The organism is Pseudomonas rossensis, assembly GCF_039888995.1.
Classification (GTDB): Bacteria; Pseudomonadota; Gammaproteobacteria; order Pseudomonadales; family Pseudomonadaceae; genus Aquipseudomonas; species Aquipseudomonas rossensis.
Genome location: NZ_JBBWCB010000001.1, coordinates 18,261 through 35,870 on the forward strand (window position 1 = coordinate 18,261; position 17,610 = coordinate 35,870).

A 17,610-nucleotide genomic window follows, 5' to 3' on the forward strand; every position below is an offset into this window, starting at 1 on the left:
AACAAGGGTCACGGTTCAGCCGTGGCCCTTTTGCATTTGGATGACTCATGAAAAGCACTACCATCCGCCGCTGGTCCTTAGTCCACACCTGGACCAGCCTCATCTGCACCGTGTTCCTGCTGATGCTCGCGCTGACCGGCCTGCCATTGATCTTCCATCACGAGATCGACCACTTGCTGGGCGATGCCGCTGAATTGAAGGCGATGCCGGCGGACACCCCGCTGCTGAATTTGCAGCAGTTGGTGCAGGCGGCTGAAAAGCATCGTCCCGGCGAGGTCATGCAGTACTTCGGCTTCGATGAAGATGAGCCCAACGCCGCGATCACAATCATGGCGGCCACCGCCGGCACTGAACCGAATTCGTCTCACACCTTCATGCTCGACGCCCGCACCGGCGAAGCGCTGGAAATGCCGTCGGCCAACGGTGGCTTCATGATGATCATGTTGCGCCTGCACGTGGACATGTTCGCCGGTCTGCCGGGCAAGTTGCTGCTGGCGTTCATGGGCCTTCTGTTCGTGGTGGCGATTGTGTCCGGGACGGTGCTGTACCTGCCGTTCATGCGGCGTTTGACATTTGCCACCGTGCGCCAGGACAAATCCACCCGTCTGCGCTGGCTCGATCTGCATAACCTGATCGGCGTGGTAACCCTGACCTGGGCCTTGGTGGTCGGTGTCACCGGCGTCATCAGCGCCTGCGCCGACCTGCTGATCGCCGCGTGGCGCAACGACAGCCTGAGCGCGATGGTCGCGCCGTACCGCGATGCGCCGCCACTGACACAATTGGCGCCTGCGACCCGCTTGCTCGACATCGCCAAGGAAGTCGCACCGGGCATGCAGCCGGACTTCATCGCCTTCCCCGGCACACGATTCTCCAGCGAACACCATTACGCGGTGTTCATGAAAGGCAGCACTCACCTGACCTCGCACCTGCTGACACCGGTGCTGATCGACGCCAGCACCCTGCAAGTCACCGCCGTGGCCGAACGCCCGTGGTACATGGACGCCATGGGCATGTCACAACCGTTGCACTTCGGTGATTACGGTGGCATGCCGATGAAGATCCTCTGGGCGACGCTGGACGTGCTGACCATCGTCGTGCTCGGCAGCGGGGTTTACCTGTGGGTGGTGCGGCGCAAGGCGGCGAAACCGGTGCTCGAGAACGCGGAGAGTCCAGCATGAGGCCGCGGCAGTCGAATTTCTGGAAGGTCTTTTCCACCCCAACGGTTATCGCCCTGCTCAGCGCCGCGGGGTTGTTTGCCGCGTTGCTGGGGGATGGCGTGTGGGACGCATTGAGCTGGTTGGGCCTGGGCATTCCCACAATCCTCGCCCTGCGCGGCCTGCTGCAACGCCGATAACAACACCGAACCTGTTGCGTGATCCACGCGCTATGCTGCCCAGCACTGCCCCATACCGAGACGCTGCCATGTCCGCCGCCAGCATGACCCTGTTCCACAATCCTTTATCGCCCTTCGTTCGCAAAGTCATGGTGCTGCTGCACGAAACCGGTCAACAGGACCGCGTGGCGCTGCAAGACTGCGTGCTCACACCAGTCAGCCCGGACCTGATACTCAACGAAGACAATCCGCTGGGTAAAATTCCGGCCTTGCGCCTGGCCGATGGCAACGTCATCCATGACAGCCGGGTGATCCTCGATTACCTCGACCACCAGCACGTCGGCAACCCGCTGATACCGCGCGACGGTTCGGCCCGCTGGCGGCGCCTGACCCTGGCCTCCCTGGCCGACGGGATCATGGACGCCGCGGTGCTGATTCGTTATGAAGTCGCCCTGCGTGCCCCGGAAAAACACTGGGACGAGTGGCTCGATGGCCAGCGCGAGAAGATTCGTCGCGGCCTGGCATTGCTGGAAGTCGACGCGATTGCCGAGCTGACCAGCCATTTCGATGTGGCGGCGATCAGTGTTGCCTGTGCGTTGGGCTACCTGGATTTGCGCCATCCGGATCTGGAATGGCGCACGACGAATCCGAAGCTGGCGAACTGGTACTTCGAGGTGAGTCAGCGGGCCTCGATGCTGGCGACTATGCCGAAGGTCTGATCTTTGGCCGGCCATGCCGGCCTCAGAAGATCGCAGCCTGCGGCTGCTCCTACGCCGAACGCGTGCTCCTCTAGGAGCTGCCGCAGGCTGCGATCTTTTGATCTTTCGGGAAACAACCTGTAAATCAGCGTCGCCAACACCTCTCCTTCCCGCTGATCCTCACGCAACCCCAACGACCGGCTCATTCCACCGCTCCCATATCAAACGCCAGCGGCTTGGCCGACTTCTGTCCAATCCCATACCAGTCCAGCTTGCGGGTCAGCACCATGAACACGCCCAGCAATCCGAACAACAGCAGCGAACCCATCAACAACGCGTAATCCTCTGCACTGAGCAAGCCATAGAGCAAGCCATACAACGCCGCCAATCCCGCCGAAAAACTCAAGCCGTGACGCACGCTGCGCAGCACGTGGCAGACATAAAAACCGATCAACAACACACAGCCGCCCGCCGACAGCAGGTACGCCAGGGCAAAGCCGATGTGCTCGGACAGTGACAGCAACAGCAGGTAGAAAAACGCCAGGGCCACGCCTACCAGCGCGTATTGCACCGGGTGTACCGCCAGGCTTTTCAGCACTTCGAAGAGGAAGAAACCGGCGAAGGTCAGGACGATAAACAGCAACGCATATTTGATGGCCCGATCACTCTTCAGGTACTGATCCACCGGATCGATGAAGCTCACCCCGAAACTGCGGCCGGTATAGGCTTCGCAACCGCCGCCGGACACGCAGCTGCTCAAGGCCTCTTGCAAATTGGTGGAGAAAAACGAGGTCTGCCAATTGGCGGTGAAACCCTGATCACTGACTTCACGCTGGGCCGGCAGGTAGTTGCCGATGAAACTCGGATGCGGCCAATTGGCGGCCAGCGATACTTTGCTGGTTTTGCCCACCGGAAGAATCTGCAACTGGCCAGTGCCTTGCAGGCGCAGGTCGAAACCGAAGGCCAATTCTGTAGCTTGCTTCGCGTCGAGCGCCGGCAGGGTGACATGCACACCCTCCCCTAACCAGCCCACCTGGCTGCCGGGGACGAAGTCGAGTTTCTGGCCATTGAGTTCGAGTTTCAGGGCGTTTTCGATGCCGCGAATGTCGCTGATCCCGACCGCCAAAAATGGCTGATCGAACTGGTAATCGGCGAAATCGTCCTTGATACCCAATTGAGCCGGGAGCGAGAAATGCCCGCTGATGCGGTTGTCTGCATGAAACAGACGCGCCTCGTAAATGCCCCGGGAACGCAGTTCCGTCTGGACCTGGCCGTCGAGTTCGAAGCGCTCCGGGAGGAAATACAAACGGCCGCGTTCTTCACCCACTTCCTGGTAACGCTCGTTGGTTTTCTCGTTGAGCTTCCAGGTGCGCACCACTTTGCGATACGGCACCACCATCAGCGGCCCGCTCAGTTGCTGGCTATAGCTGGAACTGCGGGCGATGTCTTCGAGGACACCGTCGCGCAGTTGCTGGCGGTCCTGGATCACGCCGTTAATCATCAGGAGCGGGATCAGCAACAACAGAATGAGAAGGGCAATTGCCCCGAGTTTTATGGTCAGGCTGCGGTTCATGGGACTCTCCCTGTTTGGATGGGGCGAGTCTGGGAGGGGTGTGTGGGGGATTTATGGGAGGAATGTGGAGAGTGTGTGGAGACTGGGCCGGCCCTTCGCGAGCAAGCTCGCTCCCACAGGGATCTGGGTGAGTTCACAGATGTAATTCACAACCGAAGCCCAATGTGGGAGCGAGCTTGCTCGCGATGGAAGCGACTCGGTTTTAAGGCAGGCGCAAAGTCACTTCAACGCCGTCGTCGACGTTACCAATGCTCACCGCTCCACCATGCAACTTGACCACCTCTTCAACGAAGTTAAGCCCCAACCCCGTGCTCTTGCGCCCGCTGTCCGGTCGCGGCAGTGAATAGAAGCGCTCGCTCAGTCGGGGCAACGCATAGTCGGGAATGGCCTCAGCCTGGTTGAACAACCTGAACTCAATTTGCTCCCCAATGCGTTCGGCGCTGAATCGCAACAAACCCTGAGCCGGGGTGAAATCCAAACCGTTCTCCAGCAGATTGCCCAGCGCCTGACGCAACAGGAACGGTTCACCGGTCAGCACCAGATCCACTGCAATGGTTTGTTCCACGCGCAACTGTTTGCCTTCGATGCGCGCCGCCTGAGCGCTCAGCAAATCATCTACCAACTTCGCCAGCGGCACCGCCACCCGTTCCTCCAGCCCTTGGCGTTGCTCGACCAGGGCCAGATTCAACAAACGCTCAATCAACTGCTGCATCCGCGCGCTTTCGCTGTCGATGTTGCTGACAAAACGCTGTTGCTGGGCCAGCGGCATCTCGCCTTGCAGCAACTCCGCTGCGCCGCGAATCGCCGCCAGGGGGCTTTTCAGTTCGTGGGTCAATGTGTGCACGTAACGCTCGACATAGGCTTTGCCTTCTAGCTGCGTACGCATCTGCTCCACCGCAGTCGCCAGTTGCTCCAGCTCGCCGCCACGGTAGTGCGGAACCTCGACCCGCCGGCCTTCACTCACTGCCTGTGCATAAGCCGTCAATCGTCGCAGCGCCGCGCTCAGCCACCAGGACAACAACGCGCCAAACAGCAGACCTAGGCCGATGAGCCCGGCACCCCAGGCAAGCAATCGCCGCTCAGTGCGATCAACGTATGGCTGCAACGAGCTGTTGGGTTTGGCCACGGTAACCACGCCGATAATCTGGCCGTTGTCGCGAATCGGGGCGCCGACGTGCATCACCGAGGAGTTCGGATCGTCCGGATCGCTGCGGCTGGAACGAGCGCCGTATTCGCCTCGCAGGGTCAGTAAAACATCGTTCCAGCGCGAGTAATCCTGCCCCACTGCCACACCGCTGGAGTCCAGCACCACAACGCCCTTGGCATCGGTGACGTAGATCCGGTGGTTGACCTGGTTCTTCGGCAATCCCCAGATGTTCGCCTTCGGTTGCCGTTCGCCATAAGCCTTGAGCAGCTCGGGCCAGCGGTTCTGATTCAGGGTGCCGGCCTTGAAGTCGTCTCGCAGGATTTCGGCCATGAGATTGGCGGTGTCGACCAGCGTTTCTTCGGTGGACTGGCGCACACCTGGACGGATTTCTTCCATCACGGTGTTCAGCACAAAGTAGCCGGTCAGGCCGATAAACAGTACGTAGACCAGAAAAATCCGGATCCCCAGCGGCATCAGCTACGCCCCGGGCTGTAGCTGTAGCCGAGGCCGCGATGGGTCTGGATCGGTTCTGCGTCAGCCTTCACCTGACGCAATTTTGCGCGCACGCTCTTGATGTGGCTGTCGATGCTGCGCTCGTACCCGGCATCGGCGGCGACGCCCAGCGCATCGAGCAATTGCTCGCGGCTGAAGACCCGTTCGGGTTGGTCCAGCAGGCATTGCAGCAGACGGAACTCATGGCGGGTCAGGGTTAGAAGCTGACCGCGGTAGCTGATCTGCACCCGCTCGCTGTCAATGCGAAACAGCGCCGATGACACCGCGGCGGTCGCTCGCGGCGCCATGCGCTTGAGAATCGCCCGGACCCGCGCCGCCACTTCCCGTGGGCTGAACGGCTTGACCACGTAATCGTCGGCACCGATTTCCAGGCCCACAACGCGATCGATTTCAGCATCACGAGCGCTGAGGAAGATCACCGGCACTTCGCTGAAACGCCGCAATTGCTTGCAGGTCTCGAAGCCGCTGATGTCCGGCAGACCAATGTCCAGAATGATCAAGTCGGCCGGAGTCTGGCGCTGATGCTCAAGCCCAGCGGCGCCAAGGCTCAGCCAGGTGGTGGTGAAGCCCTCGCCCTGCAAGGCGAAAATCAGGGTGTCGGCAATCGCCGCTTCGTCTTCGACAATCAGGATATGAGGCATGGCGTCCGAGCCCGGGAGTTAAGTGGGCGAACGGTGCCCCAAGGCTCACGTCACGTCAATGAGACCACTTGAAATCAGCAGTCGGGTTTGTCCGCCGTAAAGCGCCGTGCCGGGTTCACCGCCGCGCCGAACTCACGCAAGGCTTTGGCACCGATCAACAAAGGGTAGTTGAAGCTGCTGCGGTCGGTGAGGTTGACCTCAACGGTGCGCTTGACGTTGCCCAGGCACAGTTCCAGATCAACCACCGGACGCTTGGTGGGCTCGACCGCTTCATTGTCGTCCTCGTCTTCTTCGGAGCGGGTCTTGATCTTGCTGATCCGCGCGACCTTGTGTTCGTAGACCTTGTTGCTCGCGCCTTTGGTGGCGAGGCGGAAGCGCACCCACTCGTCGCCATCGCGGGTGAAGGTTTCGATGTCTTTGGCCGACAGCGACGCGGTCAGGGCGCCGGTGTCCATCTTGGCCTTGAGGACTTCACCACCGATTTCCGGCAGCGCGATGTATTCATAGCGCCCGTACAGGGTCGGCTCAGCAGCCAGGACCGGCAGGGCCACGAGGGAAAGCAGTGCAAGGAGGGATTTCACGTAATGGGCTTCCTTGAGGAAATTGGGGCACAGAGGCCAAATTCTAGACCGCAAAAAACAACGATAGTTGGTTCAGTACAACCCTTGTGGCGAGGGAGCTTGCTCCCGTTCGGCTGCGCAGCAGTCGTAGTACGGCTCACAGGGTGTACCTGAAAAATCGAAGTGCATGGTTTTGGGGCCGCTTCGCAGCCCAGCGGGAGCAAGCTCCCTCGCCACAGAGATCTCATAACTCTGGGAGGTTAGCGGTTCGAAGGTGAAACATTCGTCGTCGCCGATTTGGCCTGCCGTCCGAAGCTGCTTATCATTGCTTATCATTGCTGATCAGCGGCAACGTGCCGAGGGTCATCATCGACTTCAAGACCCGCGAAACCATCCAGAACTGGGTCAACCAGCTCTGGATCGAGAAGGATCGGCGCATCGACGCATTGCGCGCCGCGCGCCGCTGAATCAACTACCGGTGCCTGCGCCCCAGATCCCGCCCAGGTTTTGCAGCAGTGAACCGCCGACGCCCTGCTGACCGAAAAATTGCAGAAGCACGGGGGCAAACAGGCCGATCATGCCAGTGTCCATGCCCAATGCGCTGAAGGCACTGTTCAGGTCGTTGGTGTTATTCACGTTGCCCAAGACGTTGTCCAGACCTGCCGCTTTACCGGACGAGCCAAGCAAGCCGCTGAGGAGGCCCAGTTCGCCGCCACCCGACAGTAAGTCGATGCCGGGCACGCTTTTGGACAACTCCGAGTAGTCGGTCGAGCTCAATTGATTCTTCGCCAGACCGAGCATCGCCCCGGCACCGCCAATGGCTTGTTCTGGTGTCACGTTCAATTGGCTGAGCGCACTCAGCAGACCGGCCGTCTGCGCGGTCGTCACAGTCGGCGCGGACGCGGCGGCGTCATCGTTCTGCGTGCCGGAGAGGGCATTGGCCGCATCGAACAGGCTGAACTGAGCAAAGACCGGACTGGCCACCAGACACATCAGCGAAGCCAGTGCAAAACCGCGTGAAATCTTCATTCAGACATCCTCATGTGCCATGAAAACCGCCCGGCAATGGGCGGCGAAAAACCGTGTGTTGGACTGGCATCCCCATGGATTGTTCCCAGCCCAGTGAGTTTGTCGCGGATTCTGTAGGAGCTGCCGAAGGCTGCGATCTTTTGATCCTGATTGTTGGCGGAATTGAATGCGCTGAAGATCAAAAGATCGCAGGCTTCGCCAGCTCAGGTCCACATCAAAAAAGAATGCAGTCGCGCTGCATCCAGTCTGGCCCCGCCCGCGTATATCAAGCACGGACAGACATTCCTGGCCGATTCCCTGCACGAGGACCATCACCATGAAACGCACTTCGATCAAAACGCCGTTGATGGCCAGCCTGCTGATCCTGGCCCTTGGTGGCGGATTCGTCCTGAACACCGTGCAAGCGGCAGACACGGGCCACGCGGTCATCGTCGGCGGCCAGAGCATGATGCCGAGCAAGGACATCATCGATAACGCGGTGAACTCCGCCGACCACACCACCCTGGTCGCCGCCGTGAAAGCCGCTGGCCTGGTGGATACCCTCAAGGGCAAAGGCCCGTTCACCGTGTTCGCCCCGGTCAACTCGGCCTTCGCCGCGCTGCCGGCGGGTACTGTCGACAACCTGCTCAAACCCGCCAACAAGGCGACCCTGACTCACGTCCTCACCTACCACGTCGTCGCCGGGAAACTCGACATGATGACCCTGGCCGAGAAGATCAAGGCCGGTGGCGGCAAAGCCGAACTGACCACCGTCGCAGGCGGCAAGCTGTGGGCGATGATGAACGGCCCGCACAACATCACGATCAAGGATGAAAAAGGTGACGTCGCCGACATCACCACCTATGACGTGTTCCAGTCCAATGGCGTGATTCAGGTCATCGACAAAGTACTGATGCCGAAAAGCTGAGGGGTGCCGCCGACCCTGCACATCGGGGTCGGCGGTTTTTCGAGGTGGCCGCCCGTGAATGGAACAACCGCGCACCGTGAACTAACCTCTGCCTGCAACCAGCACCTCACGCAGCCCACCTCGATTGCCTGGAGAACTGCCATTCACATCGCCGACGCCGATCAGCTCAGGCAGCTTCTGGCCCAGTGTTCACTGGGCGACCGCCGCGCTTTCGAGACGCTTTACCGCAGCGTCGGCCCACGGCTGCATGGCGTAGCGCTGCGTTTCATGGGGCGGCCGGATCTGGCTGAAGAAGTGCTGCAGGAAAGCTTCGTACGCATCTGGAACAACGCCTCGCGCTACGAGGCGCATCTGTCGGCACCGCTGACCTGGATGATCAACATCACCCGTCATCAGGCCATCGATCAGTTGCGCAAACACCGCGACCGGCCGTTGAGCGACTTTGAAGAACAGGCGCTGGTGGATGAAAGCCCTTCGGCCCACGAACAGCTAAGCCGTGCCCGTGAGGCCAACGCCTTAAACCGCTGCCTGGAAAGCCTCGACGGCATGCAGCGTCAATCGATCACCGTGGCTTACTTTCAGGGGTTGTCCTGCTCTGAGCTCGCCGAACACCTGGCCGCGCCGCTGGGCTCGGTGAAATCCTGGATCCGCCGCGGTATGGAGCGACTGCGCAGGTGCCTTGAATCATGAACTATCAAACCCCCACCCTGCGCCGCGCCCTCGCCGCCGATTACGCCATTGGTTTGATGCCTTCTGCTGCTCGTCGGCGTTTCGAACAGTTGTTGTTGGAGGACGCCGCATTGCGCGCGGAACTGGCGCAGTGGCAAGAAAGCCTGGTCAGCTTGACCGAAGCGCTGCCCGAGCAGCCGGTGCCGGAGCGGGTGTGGCTGGGAATTACGGCGCGGATTGAGCCGCAGGTGCTGCATATTCCGGAAAAACGTCCGTTCTGGAGCTGGTTGCGAGTGACGGCTGCGGTTTGCTCGCTGGTGATCGCCGTGACGTTGGGCGTGATTTATAACCGCGACAGCGCGCGTTTCAGCGCCACGCTGCTGACTGCCGACGCGCAGCCTGCGCTGAAGGTTGAAGCGCACGAGAACTACCTGAAGGTCGAGCCACTGACTCTGGCGGCGGTTGATCCGGGGCGCAGTCTGGAGTTGTGGGCGATTCCGGCGGATGGCAAGCCGATTTCACTTGGGGTGATTCCGGCTGACGGTAAGGGGCGCGTAGAGTTGAGCGATGCGCAGAAGACGTTGATCGGCAAACCGATTGCGTTGGCGGTCAGTCTTGAACCGAAGGGCGGTTCGCCGACGGGGCAGCCAACGGGGCCGGTGTTGTATCAAGGGGCGTTGGCAGCCCTTTAATGATCGTTCCAGCCATAGAAAACGGCGACCTGAAGGTCGCCGTTTTGTTTTGCGTGAAGCCTTACGCTGCGCTGAACAGTTTGTGCGGATCGATCACAAACTTCTTCGGTACGCCCGCATCGAACTCGCCATAACCACGTGGCGCGTCATCCAGGCTGATGACTTCCACGCCAACGATGTCGGCAATGTGAATGCGGTCCCACATGATCGCCTGCATCAGCTGGCGGTTGTACTTCATCACTGGCGTCTGGCCGGTGTGGAAGCTGTGGGATTTGGCCCAGCCCAGACCGAAGCGGATGCTCAGGCTGCCCATCTTCGCGGCTGCGTCGACTGCACCCGGATCTTCAGTCACGTACAAGCCTGGGATACCGATTTTGCCGGCGACCCGAACCACGCCCATCAGCGAGTTGAGCACGGTAGCCGGAGCCTCGTGTTTCACGCCGTCATGGCCGTGACCGCGCGCTTCGAAGCCCACGGCGTCGACGGCGCAATCCACTTCTGGCTCGCCCAGCAGTGCAGCGATTTGTTCGTGCAGCGGGGTATCCAGGGACAAGTCGGCGATTTCGAAACCCTGAGCCTTGGCGTGCGCCAGGCGGACGGTGTTGACGTCACCGATGATCACCACGGCTGCGCCCAGCAGGCGAGCGGAAGCGGCGGCGGCCAGACCGACAGGACCGGCACCGGCGATGTACACGGTGCTGCCCGGGCCAACGCCGGCCGTCACTGCGCCGTGGTAACCGGTCGGCAGGATGTCGGAGAGGCAGGTCAGGTCACGGATTTTTTCCATGGCCTTATCACGGTCAGGGAGTTTCAGCAGGTTGAAATCGGCATACGGCACCATCGCGTATTCAGCCTGACCGCCGGTCCAGTCGCCCATGTCGACATAACCGTAAGCACCGCCCGGACGCGCCGGGTTAACGCTCAGGCAGACACCGGTGTGCATTTCCTTGCAGGAACGGCAGCGCCCGCAAGCGACGTTGAACGGGACGGACACCAGGTCGCCGATCTGCAGGTTCTCGACGTCGCTGCCCTTCTCGATCACTTCACCGGTGATTTCGTGACCCAGTACCAGGCCGGTTTGAGCCGTAGTACGACCGCGCACCATGTGCTGGTCGGAACCACAGATGTTGGTGGAAACCACACGCAGGATGACAGCGTGATTAATCTTCCTGCCGCGCGGGTCCTGCATTTTCGGATAGTCGATTTTCTGTATTTCGACTTTGCCATTGCCGAGATACACCACACCACGATTGCCAGACATGCTTTCACCTCGCTGTTGTTTTTATGTAGCGGTCGCGTCGCCATGGATCGGCGGCGCGTTGATTGCTCGGTAAGTCAAAAGATCGCAGCCTTCGGCAGCTCCTACGCCGATCGCATATCCCTGTAGGAGCTGCCGAAGGTTCGGGCCGCGTTCGGACGATCTTTTGGCGGTCTTCAATACGCTACAAAACCACCGTTCTGTTCGCGTTCAAAAACACCCGTCGTTCAATGTGATAACCAACGGCCCGGGCCAGGGTCAGCCCTTCGATATCCCGCCCCTTGGCGATCAGGTCTTCGGGGTAATGACTGTGGTCCACGGCCTCTACGCCCTGGGCGATGATCGGGCCTTCGTCCAGGTCGTTGTTGATGTAGTGCGCCGTGGCGCCGACCAGTTTCACGCCCTTGTTGTAGGCCTGGTGATAGGGCTTGGCGCCCTTGAAACCCGGCAGCAGGGAGTGATGGATATTGATCGCCTTACCGTCGAGTTTGCGGCACAGCTCTGGCGACAGGACTTGCATGTAACGGGCAAGGATCACCAGTTCGGCGCCGGACTCTTCAATCACCTGCCAGACCTGACGCTCCTGCGACGGTTTGTCGTTCGGGTCCAGCGGGAAGTGGTAGTACGGAATCTGGTGCCATTCCGCCAACGGCTTGAGGTCCGGGTGGTTGGAAACCACGGCGGCCACGTCCATCGACAACTGGCCGATGCGCTGGCGGTAGAGCAAATCGTTGAGGCAATGATCGGCCTTGGAGACCATGATCACCACTTTTGGCCGGTAGTTCGGCGCAGTGAGTTCGAAGATCATGCCGAAGGCTTGGCCGCGTTCTTCGAGCCCTGCGCGGAAGGCTTGTTCGTCAAAGCCGTCGGGCTGACGGAATTCCACGCGAATGAAGAAACGGCCCGAGAGCCGATCATCGAAGGAATGGTGCTCGGTGACGTAGCAGCCCTGCTCGAACAGAAAGCGGGTCACCGCGTCCACGGTGCCGAGAACGCTTGGGCAGTCGGCGGTCAGAATCCATGTGTCTGGGGCGCGGCTCATAGTGCGGTGACTCCTGTTCGTGGGTGACGCAGCTCATGTAGCAGCTGCCGCCAGGCTGCGTCCGGCGGCGAAGCCGTCGCAATTCGGGCACCCCGATTTCGATTCTGAATCGGGGTTCAGGTTTTACGACGGCTTCGCCGCCGAACGCAGCCTTCGGCAGCTGCTACATGGACCGCGACCGCCTTCGAACTAATTACGCCTGGACGCTAAGCCCGTACTCAGCCGCCGCATCCTGCAACCACAACCACCAGTAATCCGAGAAGCTGCGGCGAATCAGCAGTTCCCAGGTGTCTTCGGCGGTATGGCGGATCACCAGTTGCGACTTGGCAAACACAGTGCCCACGGCCTTACCCACCGGGAAACTGTTGGGGTGCACGTCGTAGCTGGTGGACTTCATCAGCACCTGGCGCACGTTCGGGCCGCTCAGTTCAAGGATCTGCTGGCCGCCGCTGACGTTGGTGATCGCGATGTGCAGATCGCCCAGCGCTTCGCGCAGCTTTTGCTCGGCGGCGAATTCTTCACCGGTCGGCACGATCAGCAGCCATTCATCCGGTCCCATCCATTGCAGGCTGGTTTCGCCTTTGACGACGACGGTCAGCGCGCCCGGCAATTCGATACCGAGGGCCTTGTGCACGCCAGCGGCGAAGGCAGCATCGTGGCCATCGCCACGAATGGTCAGGTGGCCGAGGAGTTTTTTCTCACGCACGATCACGCCGGCGCTTTTGCGACCCTTGCCCACGAGGCTGGCGAGGTCGGCGTGATGCAGCGACGACTCGGCCTTGGCCCCGGTGGTTGGGCGTTGTTGGTAAACATTGGCTGTGGTCATAAAGCACCTGTCCTGAATTCTTTTTGTACTCCCTGTGGAAGCAGCGTTGCCGCCATCGCGAGCAAGCTCGCTCCCACAGGGAATCGCTGTGTCAGATGTTCTGGCGATCACCTTTTGGATCGAAGAACACCGAAGAAACGATTTCCGCCTCGATCACGCTGCCATCGGCCAGCGGTGCGAACACTCGCTCACCGATACGCTTCAAGCCGCCCTTGACCACACCCATGGCAAACGAATAGCCCAGGGAGTTGTGCAAGTAGCTGGAGGTGACGTGACCGACCATCGTCATCGGGATCGCTTGCTTGGTGTTGAACACCAGTTGCGCACCTTCCGGCAGCCATTTGGTCGGATCGATCGGCTTCAGACCGACCAACTGTTTGCGCTGATCACGCACGCAGTCTTCGCGGTTCATGCCACGCTGGCCGATCCATGAGAAAGGTTTAGTGCGACCGACGCACCAGCCCATGTTCAGGTCATCCGGAGTCATCGAGCTGTCAGTGTCCTGCCCGACGATGATGAAGCCCTTCTCGGCCCGCAGCACGTGCATGGTTTCGGTGCCGTACGGGGTCAGGTTGTATTTCTTGCCGGCCTCGACGATTTTCTCGAGCACGCCCATGGCGTAGTCGGCTTGAACGTTGACTTCGTACGACAGTTCACCGGTAAACGAAATCCGGAACACCCGCGCCGGCACACCGCCGACCAGACCTTCTTTCCAGGTCATGAACGGGAAGGCTTCGTTGGTCAGGTCGATGTCGGTGACTTCGCTGAGCAGCTTGCGGCTGTTCGGCCCGGACAGGGTCATGGTTGCCCAGTGATCCGTCACGGACGTGAAGTACACCTTCAGGTCTGGCCATTCGGTCTGATGGTAGATTTCCAGCCATTGCAGCACGCGTGCCGCGCCGCCGGTGGTGGTGGTCATCACGAAGTGGTTGTCGGCGAGACAGGCGGTTACGCCGTCGTCGAACACCATGCCGTCTTCTTTGCACATCAGGCCGTAGCGGGCCTTGCCCACGTCGAGTTTGGTCCAGGCGTTGGTGTAGATGCGGTTGAGGAACTCGCGTGAGTCCGGGCCCTGGATGTCGATCTTGCCCAGGGTCGAAGCGTCCAGCAGGCCGACGCTGTCGCGCACGGCTTTGCATTCGCGTTTCACGGCAGCGTGCAGGCCTTCACCGTTTTTCGGGAAGTACCAAGGACGCTTCCACTGACCGACGTCTTCGAACTCGGCGCCGTTCTTCACGTGCCAGTGATGCAGCGCGGTGAAACGCACAGGTTCGAAGATGTGCCCACAATGACGACCGGCTACAGCACCGAAGGTGACCGGCGTGTAGTTCGGGCGGAACATGGTGGTACCCATCTGCGGGATGGTCACGTTCAGCGAACGGGCGGCGATGGCCAGACCGTTGACGTTGCCGAGCTTGCCCTGGTCAGTGCCGAAGCCCAGTGCGGTGTAGCGTTTGACGTGCTCGACCGACTCGAAGCCTTCGCGGGTTGCCAGTTCGATGGCGGCCGCGGTGACGTCGTTTTGCAGGTCGACGAATTGCTTCGGCGCACGTGCGGTGTTCTTTTCGTGCGGCACCTGGAACAGCGCCAGTGTTGGCTCTTCCAGACGACTCAGGGCTTTCGGCAAGGTGCCTTCGACCACGCTGAAACCGGCTTCGCTGGCTGCGCGAGCGCCGCCTTCAAAACCATCGGCCAGGGAATCGCCGAGGCCATAGACGCCGTTGATGCCACCGACGCACACGCGTTTCTGCGGTGCCTCGCCCGGTACGAAACCGAGAATGTCTTCACGCCAGATCGGCTTGCCACCCAAGTGCGACGCCAGGTGAACCACCGGGCTGTAACCGCCGGAGCTGGCAACCAGGTCGCATTCAAGCCACTCACCTGGGCTGGTCACGGCGTGTGCTTTGACATCGATCGCGGCAACGCGAGCGGCGGTCACGTGCTTGCTGCCACGCGTCTCGATCACGGCGCTGCCGGTCAGGATGCGGATGCCTTTGGCGCGCGCTTCTTCAACCAGCGCACCGCGCGGATTGCTGCGGGCATCTGCGATGGCGACGACTTGCAGGCTGGCGTCGAGCCAATCCAGTGCAACGCGATAGGCGTGATCGTTGTTGGTCGACAGCACCAGTTTTTTGCCCGGTGCCACGCCGTAACGACGCACGTAAGTCGACACAGCGCCGGCGAGCATGTTGCCCGGCACGTCGTTGTTGCCGTAAACCAGCGGACGCTCGTGAGCGCCGGTCGCCAGCACTACACGCTTGGCGCGAACCCGGTGGATGCGCTGACGGACCTGGCCAATCGGGGCGCGGTCGCCGAGGTGATCGGTCAGGCGCTCGTGAATGGTCAGGAAGTTATGGTCGTGGTAACCGTTGACCGTGGCGCGCGGCAACAGCAGCACGTCCGGGGTGTCTTTCAGTTCGGCGATGACGCTGGCGACCCACTCGGTAGCCGGTTTGCCGTCGAGGCTTTCGCGGGAATCGAGCAGGCTGCCGCCGAACTCTTCCTGCTCATCGGCGAGGATGACGCGAGCACCGCTGCGGGCAGCCGCCAGTGCAGCGGCCAGGCCAGCAGGGCCACCGCCGACGATCAGCACGTCGCAGTGCTGGTTCATGTAGTCGTAGGTGTCCGGATCGTTCTCGGTCGGCGAGCGGCCAAGACCAGCGGCTTTACGAATGTACTTCTCGTAAGTCATCCAGAACGATTGCGGGTACATGAAGGTTTTGTAGTAGAAGCCCGGCGGCATCAGCTTGCCGCCGACCTTGCCGAGAATCCCCATCATGTCGTTGTTCACGCTCGGCCAGCCGTTGGTGCTGGTGGCGACCAGACCTTGATACAGCGCTTGTTGCGTGGCGCGTACGTTCGGGATCTGCGTGGCTTCGGTCGCGCCGATTTGCAGCACAGCGTTCGGCTCTTCGGCGCCGGCGGCAAAGATGCCGCGCGGACGGGAATACTTGAAGCTGCGACCGATGATGTCCACACCGTTGGCCAGCAAGGCGGCGGCCAGGGAATCGCCTTCAAAGCCTTTGTAGCTCTGGCCGTTGAAGGTGAAGCTCAGCACTTTGTTGCGGTCGATCCGTCCGCCGTTGGACAGGCGATTGATCTGGCTCATACCTTCTCTCCCAGAGCCGTGGCGGCCGCTTTCGGGCTATCGGTCTTGTCGGTGAATTGTGGCTTGGTGCCGATCTTGTAGGTTTCGAGAATCTCGTAGGTCACGGTGTCACGGGTGGCGTTGAAGTACTGACGGCAACCGGCGACGTGATCCCACAGCTCGTGGTGCAGACCGCGAGGGTTATCGCGGAAGAACATGTAGTCGCCCCACTCCTCGTCGGTGCAATTGGTCGGATCCAGTGGACGCGGGATGTGCGCCTGGCCGGATGCGTGGAATTCCTCTTCGGAGCGCAGTTCGCCGCAGTGAGGACAGAAGATATGCAACATGGGGATTTCTCCTGTTAGTGGGCAACCGCAGCAGCGCCGTGTTCGTCGATCAACGCACCGTTGTGGAAACGGTCGATGGAGAAAGGTGCAGCCAATGGGTGCATTTCACCCTTGGCCAGACTCGCGGCAAACACGTTGCCCGAGCCAGGTGTTGCCTTGAAGCCACCGGTGCCCCAACCACAGTTGAAGAACATGTTCGGTACCGGGGTTTTCGAGATGATCGGGCACGCATCCGGCGTGGTGTCGACGATGCCGCCCCACTGACGGTTCATGCGTACGCGGGACAAGACAGGGAACATCTCGACGATGGCCTGAATGGTGTGCTCGATCACCGGGTACGAACCACGCTGGCCGTAGCCGTTGTAGCCGTCGATACCGGCGCCGATCACCAGATCGCCCTTGTCGGACTGGCTGATGTAACCGTGTACGGCGTTGGACATGATCACGCTGTCGATAATCGGCTTGATCGGCTCGGACACCAGCGCTTGCAGCGGGTGGGATTCGATCGGCAGACGGAAACCGGCGAGTTTGGCCATGTGCCCCGAGTTACCGGCGGTCACCACACCGACGCGCTTGGCACCGATGAAGCCTTTGTTGGTTTCAACACCGATGCACACGCCGTTTTCCTTGCGGAAGCCGATCACTTCGGTTTGTTGAATCAGGTCCACGCCCAAGGCGTCGGCGGCACGGGCAAAGCCCCAGGCCACGGCATCGTGACGGGCCACGCCGCCGCGACGCTGGACAGTAGCGCCCAAAACCGGGTAGCGCGTGTTCTTCGAGCAGTCGAGGTACGGAATCTCGTCAGCCACTTGTTTGGCATCGAGCAGTTCGCCGTCCACGCCATTGAGGCGGTTGGCGCTGACCCGACGCTCGGAATCACGAATGTCTTGAAGCGTGTGGCACAGGTTATAGACGCCGCGCTGGGAGAACATCACGTTGTAGTTCAGGTCCTGGGACAGGCCTTCCCACAATTTCATTGCGTGTTCGTACAGGTGCGCCGACTCGTCCCACAGGTAGTTGGAGCGAACGATGGTGGTGTTGCGCGCGGTGTTACCGCCGCCCAGCCAGCCTTTCTCGACCACGGCCACGTTGGTGATGCCGTGTTCCTTGGCCAGGTAATAGGCGGTCGCCAGACCATGCCCGCCACCGCCGACGATGACCACGTCATAGACCTTTTTAGGGGTCGGCGTGCGCCACATTTTCTGCCAGTTTTCGTGATGGCTGAGGGAGTGTTTGAAGAGGCCGAAGCCCGAGTAGCGTTGCATAGTCATTTACTCCAAAACCGCG

General features: G+C 60.7%; 17 protein-coding genes and 1 pseudogene. 7 read left to right on the forward strand and 11 right to left on the reverse strand.

Features of this window, described 5'->3' with window-relative positions:
- The first annotated feature begins 47 nt into the window (after positions 1–47).
- The 3 genes from WLY71_RS00075 to WLY71_RS00085 all read left to right on the forward strand — a co-directional run bounded on the left by WLY71_RS00075 (position 48) and on the right by WLY71_RS00085 (position 2,052).
- On the forward strand, positions 48–1,178 hold the full coding sequence (locus tag WLY71_RS00075; protein WP_347802018.1) for a PepSY-associated TM helix domain-containing protein: 1,131 nt from the start codon (positions 48–50) through the stop codon (positions 1,176–1,178).
- Positions 1,175–1,354: a hypothetical protein gene (locus tag WLY71_RS00080; protein WP_347802019.1), complete on the forward strand. Its 180-nt coding sequence runs from the start codon at positions 1,175–1,177 to the stop codon at positions 1,352–1,354. Before WLY71_RS00075 ends, WLY71_RS00080 begins: the two co-directional genes overlap by 4 nt.
- Before the next feature lie 68 nt (positions 1,355–1,422).
- Entirely contained in the window at positions 1,423–2,052 is a 630-nt protein-coding gene (locus tag WLY71_RS00085; protein ID WP_347802020.1) for a glutathione S-transferase, read from the forward strand.
- 181 nt (positions 2,053–2,233) lie between these two features.
- Here the strand turns inward: WLY71_RS00085 and creD are convergent, their stop codons facing one another.
- The 4 genes from creD to rloA2 all read right to left on the reverse strand — a co-directional run bounded on the left by creD (position 2,234) and on the right by rloA2 (position 6,486).
- Positions 2,234–3,604 (reverse strand): cell envelope integrity protein CreD, encoded by a 1,371-nt coding sequence (gene creD, locus WLY71_RS00090; RefSeq protein ID WP_347802021.1) that lies wholly within the window; start codon positions 3,602–3,604, stop codon positions 2,234–2,236.
- Between the two features lie 202 nt (positions 3,605–3,806).
- Positions 3,807–5,225 carry a two-component system sensor histidine kinase CreC gene (gene creC / locus WLY71_RS00095; protein ID WP_347802022.1) on the reverse strand — a complete coding sequence of 473 codons (1,419 nt, stop codon included), beginning with the start codon at positions 5,223–5,225 and terminating at the stop codon, positions 3,807–3,809.
- Positions 5,225–5,905 carry a two-component system response regulator CreB gene (creB, locus tag WLY71_RS00100; RefSeq protein WP_347802023.1) on the reverse strand — a complete coding sequence of 227 codons (681 nt, stop codon included), beginning with the start codon at positions 5,903–5,905 and terminating at the stop codon, positions 5,225–5,227. Before creB ends, creC begins: the two co-directional genes overlap by 1 nt.
- A gap of 74 nt (positions 5,906–5,979) precedes the next feature.
- On the reverse strand, positions 5,980–6,486 hold the full coding sequence (rloA2, locus tag WLY71_RS00105) for a retropepsin-like aspartic peptidase RloA2 (RefSeq protein WP_095127169.1): 507 nt from the start codon (positions 6,484–6,486) through the stop codon (positions 5,980–5,982).
- Positions 6,487–6,803: 317 nt separating this feature from the next.
- On the opposite strand from rloA2, the pseudogene WLY71_RS00110 reads away from it, so the two are divergent.
- Positions 6,804–6,932, forward strand: a pseudogene (locus WLY71_RS00110) (acyltransferase); the annotation flags it as partial.
- Between the two features lies 1 nt (position 6,933).
- Here the strand turns inward: WLY71_RS00110 and WLY71_RS00115 are convergent.
- Complete coding sequence (locus WLY71_RS00115) at positions 6,934–7,494, reverse strand: DUF2780 domain-containing protein (protein WP_347802024.1); 561 nt, start codon at positions 7,492–7,494, stop codon at positions 6,934–6,936.
- A gap of 316 nt (positions 7,495–7,810) precedes the next feature.
- Here WLY71_RS00115 and WLY71_RS00120 point away from each other — a divergent pair, with 316 nt between their 5' ends.
- From WLY71_RS00120 to WLY71_RS00130, 3 genes are read left to right on the forward strand one after another with little or no spacing between them, the layout of a single operon-like run.
- Complete coding sequence (locus WLY71_RS00120; RefSeq protein WP_347802025.1) at positions 7,811–8,401, forward strand: fasciclin domain-containing protein; 591 nt, start codon at positions 7,811–7,813, stop codon at positions 8,399–8,401.
- A gap of 54 nt (positions 8,402–8,455) precedes the next feature.
- Positions 8,456–9,091, forward strand: a complete 636-nt coding sequence (locus WLY71_RS00125; protein WP_347802026.1) for a sigma-70 family RNA polymerase sigma factor — start codon at positions 8,456–8,458, stop codon at positions 9,089–9,091.
- Positions 9,088–9,762, forward strand: a complete 675-nt coding sequence (locus WLY71_RS00130) for an anti-sigma factor (RefSeq protein WP_347802027.1) — start codon at positions 9,088–9,090, stop codon at positions 9,760–9,762. The genes WLY71_RS00125 and WLY71_RS00130 overlap by 4 nt, the downstream gene beginning before the upstream one ends.
- Before the next feature lie 61 nt (positions 9,763–9,823).
- Here WLY71_RS00130 and fdhA read toward each other — a convergent pair whose 3' ends face one another.
- The 6 genes from fdhA to WLY71_RS00160 all read right to left on the reverse strand — a co-directional run bounded on the left by fdhA (position 9,824) and on the right by WLY71_RS00160 (position 17,588).
- Entirely contained in the window at positions 9,824–11,023 is a 1,200-nt protein-coding gene (fdhA, locus tag WLY71_RS00135) for a formaldehyde dehydrogenase, glutathione-independent (protein ID WP_123368613.1), read from the reverse strand.
- Positions 11,024–11,204: 181 nt separating this feature from the next.
- Positions 11,205–12,062, reverse strand: coding sequence for a formyltetrahydrofolate deformylase (gene purU, locus WLY71_RS00140; protein WP_131060662.1), 858 nt, complete (start codon positions 12,060–12,062; stop codon positions 11,205–11,207).
- A gap of 193 nt (positions 12,063–12,255) precedes the next feature.
- A complete protein-coding gene (locus WLY71_RS00145; RefSeq protein ID WP_347802028.1) occupies positions 12,256–12,888 on the reverse strand; it encodes a sarcosine oxidase subunit gamma in 633 nt (210 codons plus the stop codon).
- A gap of 91 nt (positions 12,889–12,979) precedes the next feature.
- Positions 12,980–15,997, reverse strand: coding sequence for a sarcosine oxidase subunit alpha (locus tag WLY71_RS00150; RefSeq protein ID WP_347802029.1), 3,018 nt, complete (start codon positions 15,995–15,997; stop codon positions 12,980–12,982).
- Complete coding sequence (locus WLY71_RS00155; RefSeq protein ID WP_008147095.1) at positions 15,994–16,323, reverse strand: sarcosine oxidase subunit delta; 330 nt, start codon at positions 16,321–16,323, stop codon at positions 15,994–15,996. Before WLY71_RS00155 ends, WLY71_RS00150 begins: the two co-directional genes overlap by 4 nt.
- Before the next feature lie 14 nt (positions 16,324–16,337).
- Positions 16,338–17,588, reverse strand: coding sequence for a sarcosine oxidase subunit beta (locus tag WLY71_RS00160; RefSeq protein ID WP_123410388.1), 1,251 nt, complete (start codon positions 17,586–17,588; stop codon positions 16,338–16,340).
- Positions 17,589–17,610 lie beyond the last annotated feature (22 nt).

Bases quoted from the DNA above. Each gene is read 5' to 3' on its own strand.
- purU (WP_131060662.1), bottom strand. From the start codon at position 12,062: ATGAGCCGCGCCCCAGACACATGGATTCTGACCGCCGACTGCCCAAGC.
- WLY71_RS00130 (WP_347802027.1), top strand. From the start codon at position 9,088: ATGAACTATCAAACCCCCACCCTGCGCCGCGCCCTCGCCGCCGATTAC.
- WLY71_RS00145 (WP_347802028.1), bottom strand. From the start codon at position 12,888: ATGACCACAGCCAATGTTTACCAACAACGCCCAACCACCGGGGCCAAG.
- creD (WP_347802021.1), bottom strand. From the start codon at position 3,604: ATGAACCGCAGCCTGACCATAAAACTCGGGGCAATTGCCCTTCTCATT.
- creB (WP_347802023.1), bottom strand. From the start codon at position 5,905: ATGCCTCATATCCTGATTGTCGAAGACGAAGCGGCGATTGCCGACACC.
- fdhA (WP_123368613.1), bottom strand. From the start codon at position 11,023: ATGTCTGGCAATCGTGGTGTGGTGTATCTCGGCAATGGCAAAGTCGAA.
- WLY71_RS00075 (WP_347802018.1), top strand. From the start codon at position 48: ATGAAAAGCACTACCATCCGCCGCTGGTCCTTAGTCCACACCTGGACC.
- WLY71_RS00115 (WP_347802024.1), bottom strand. From the start codon at position 7,494: ATGAAGATTTCACGCGGTTTTGCACTGGCTTCGCTGATGTGTCTGGTG.
- WLY71_RS00160 (WP_123410388.1), bottom strand. From the start codon at position 17,588: ATGCAACGCTACTCGGGCTTCGGCCTCTTCAAACACTCCCTCAGCCAT.
- WLY71_RS00150 (WP_347802029.1), bottom strand. From the start codon at position 15,997: ATGAGCCAGATCAATCGCCTGTCCAACGGCGGACGGATCGACCGCAAC.
- WLY71_RS00120 (WP_347802025.1), top strand. From the start codon at position 7,811: ATGAAACGCACTTCGATCAAAACGCCGTTGATGGCCAGCCTGCTGATC.
- WLY71_RS00085 (WP_347802020.1), top strand. From the start codon at position 1,423: ATGTCCGCCGCCAGCATGACCCTGTTCCACAATCCTTTATCGCCCTTC.
- creC (WP_347802022.1), bottom strand. From the start codon at position 5,225: ATGCCGCTGGGGATCCGGATTTTTCTGGTCTACGTACTGTTTATCGGC.
- WLY71_RS00155 (WP_008147095.1), bottom strand. From the start codon at position 16,323: ATGTTGCATATCTTCTGTCCTCACTGCGGCGAACTGCGCTCCGAAGAG.
- WLY71_RS00080 (WP_347802019.1), top strand. From the start codon at position 1,175: ATGAGGCCGCGGCAGTCGAATTTCTGGAAGGTCTTTTCCACCCCAACG.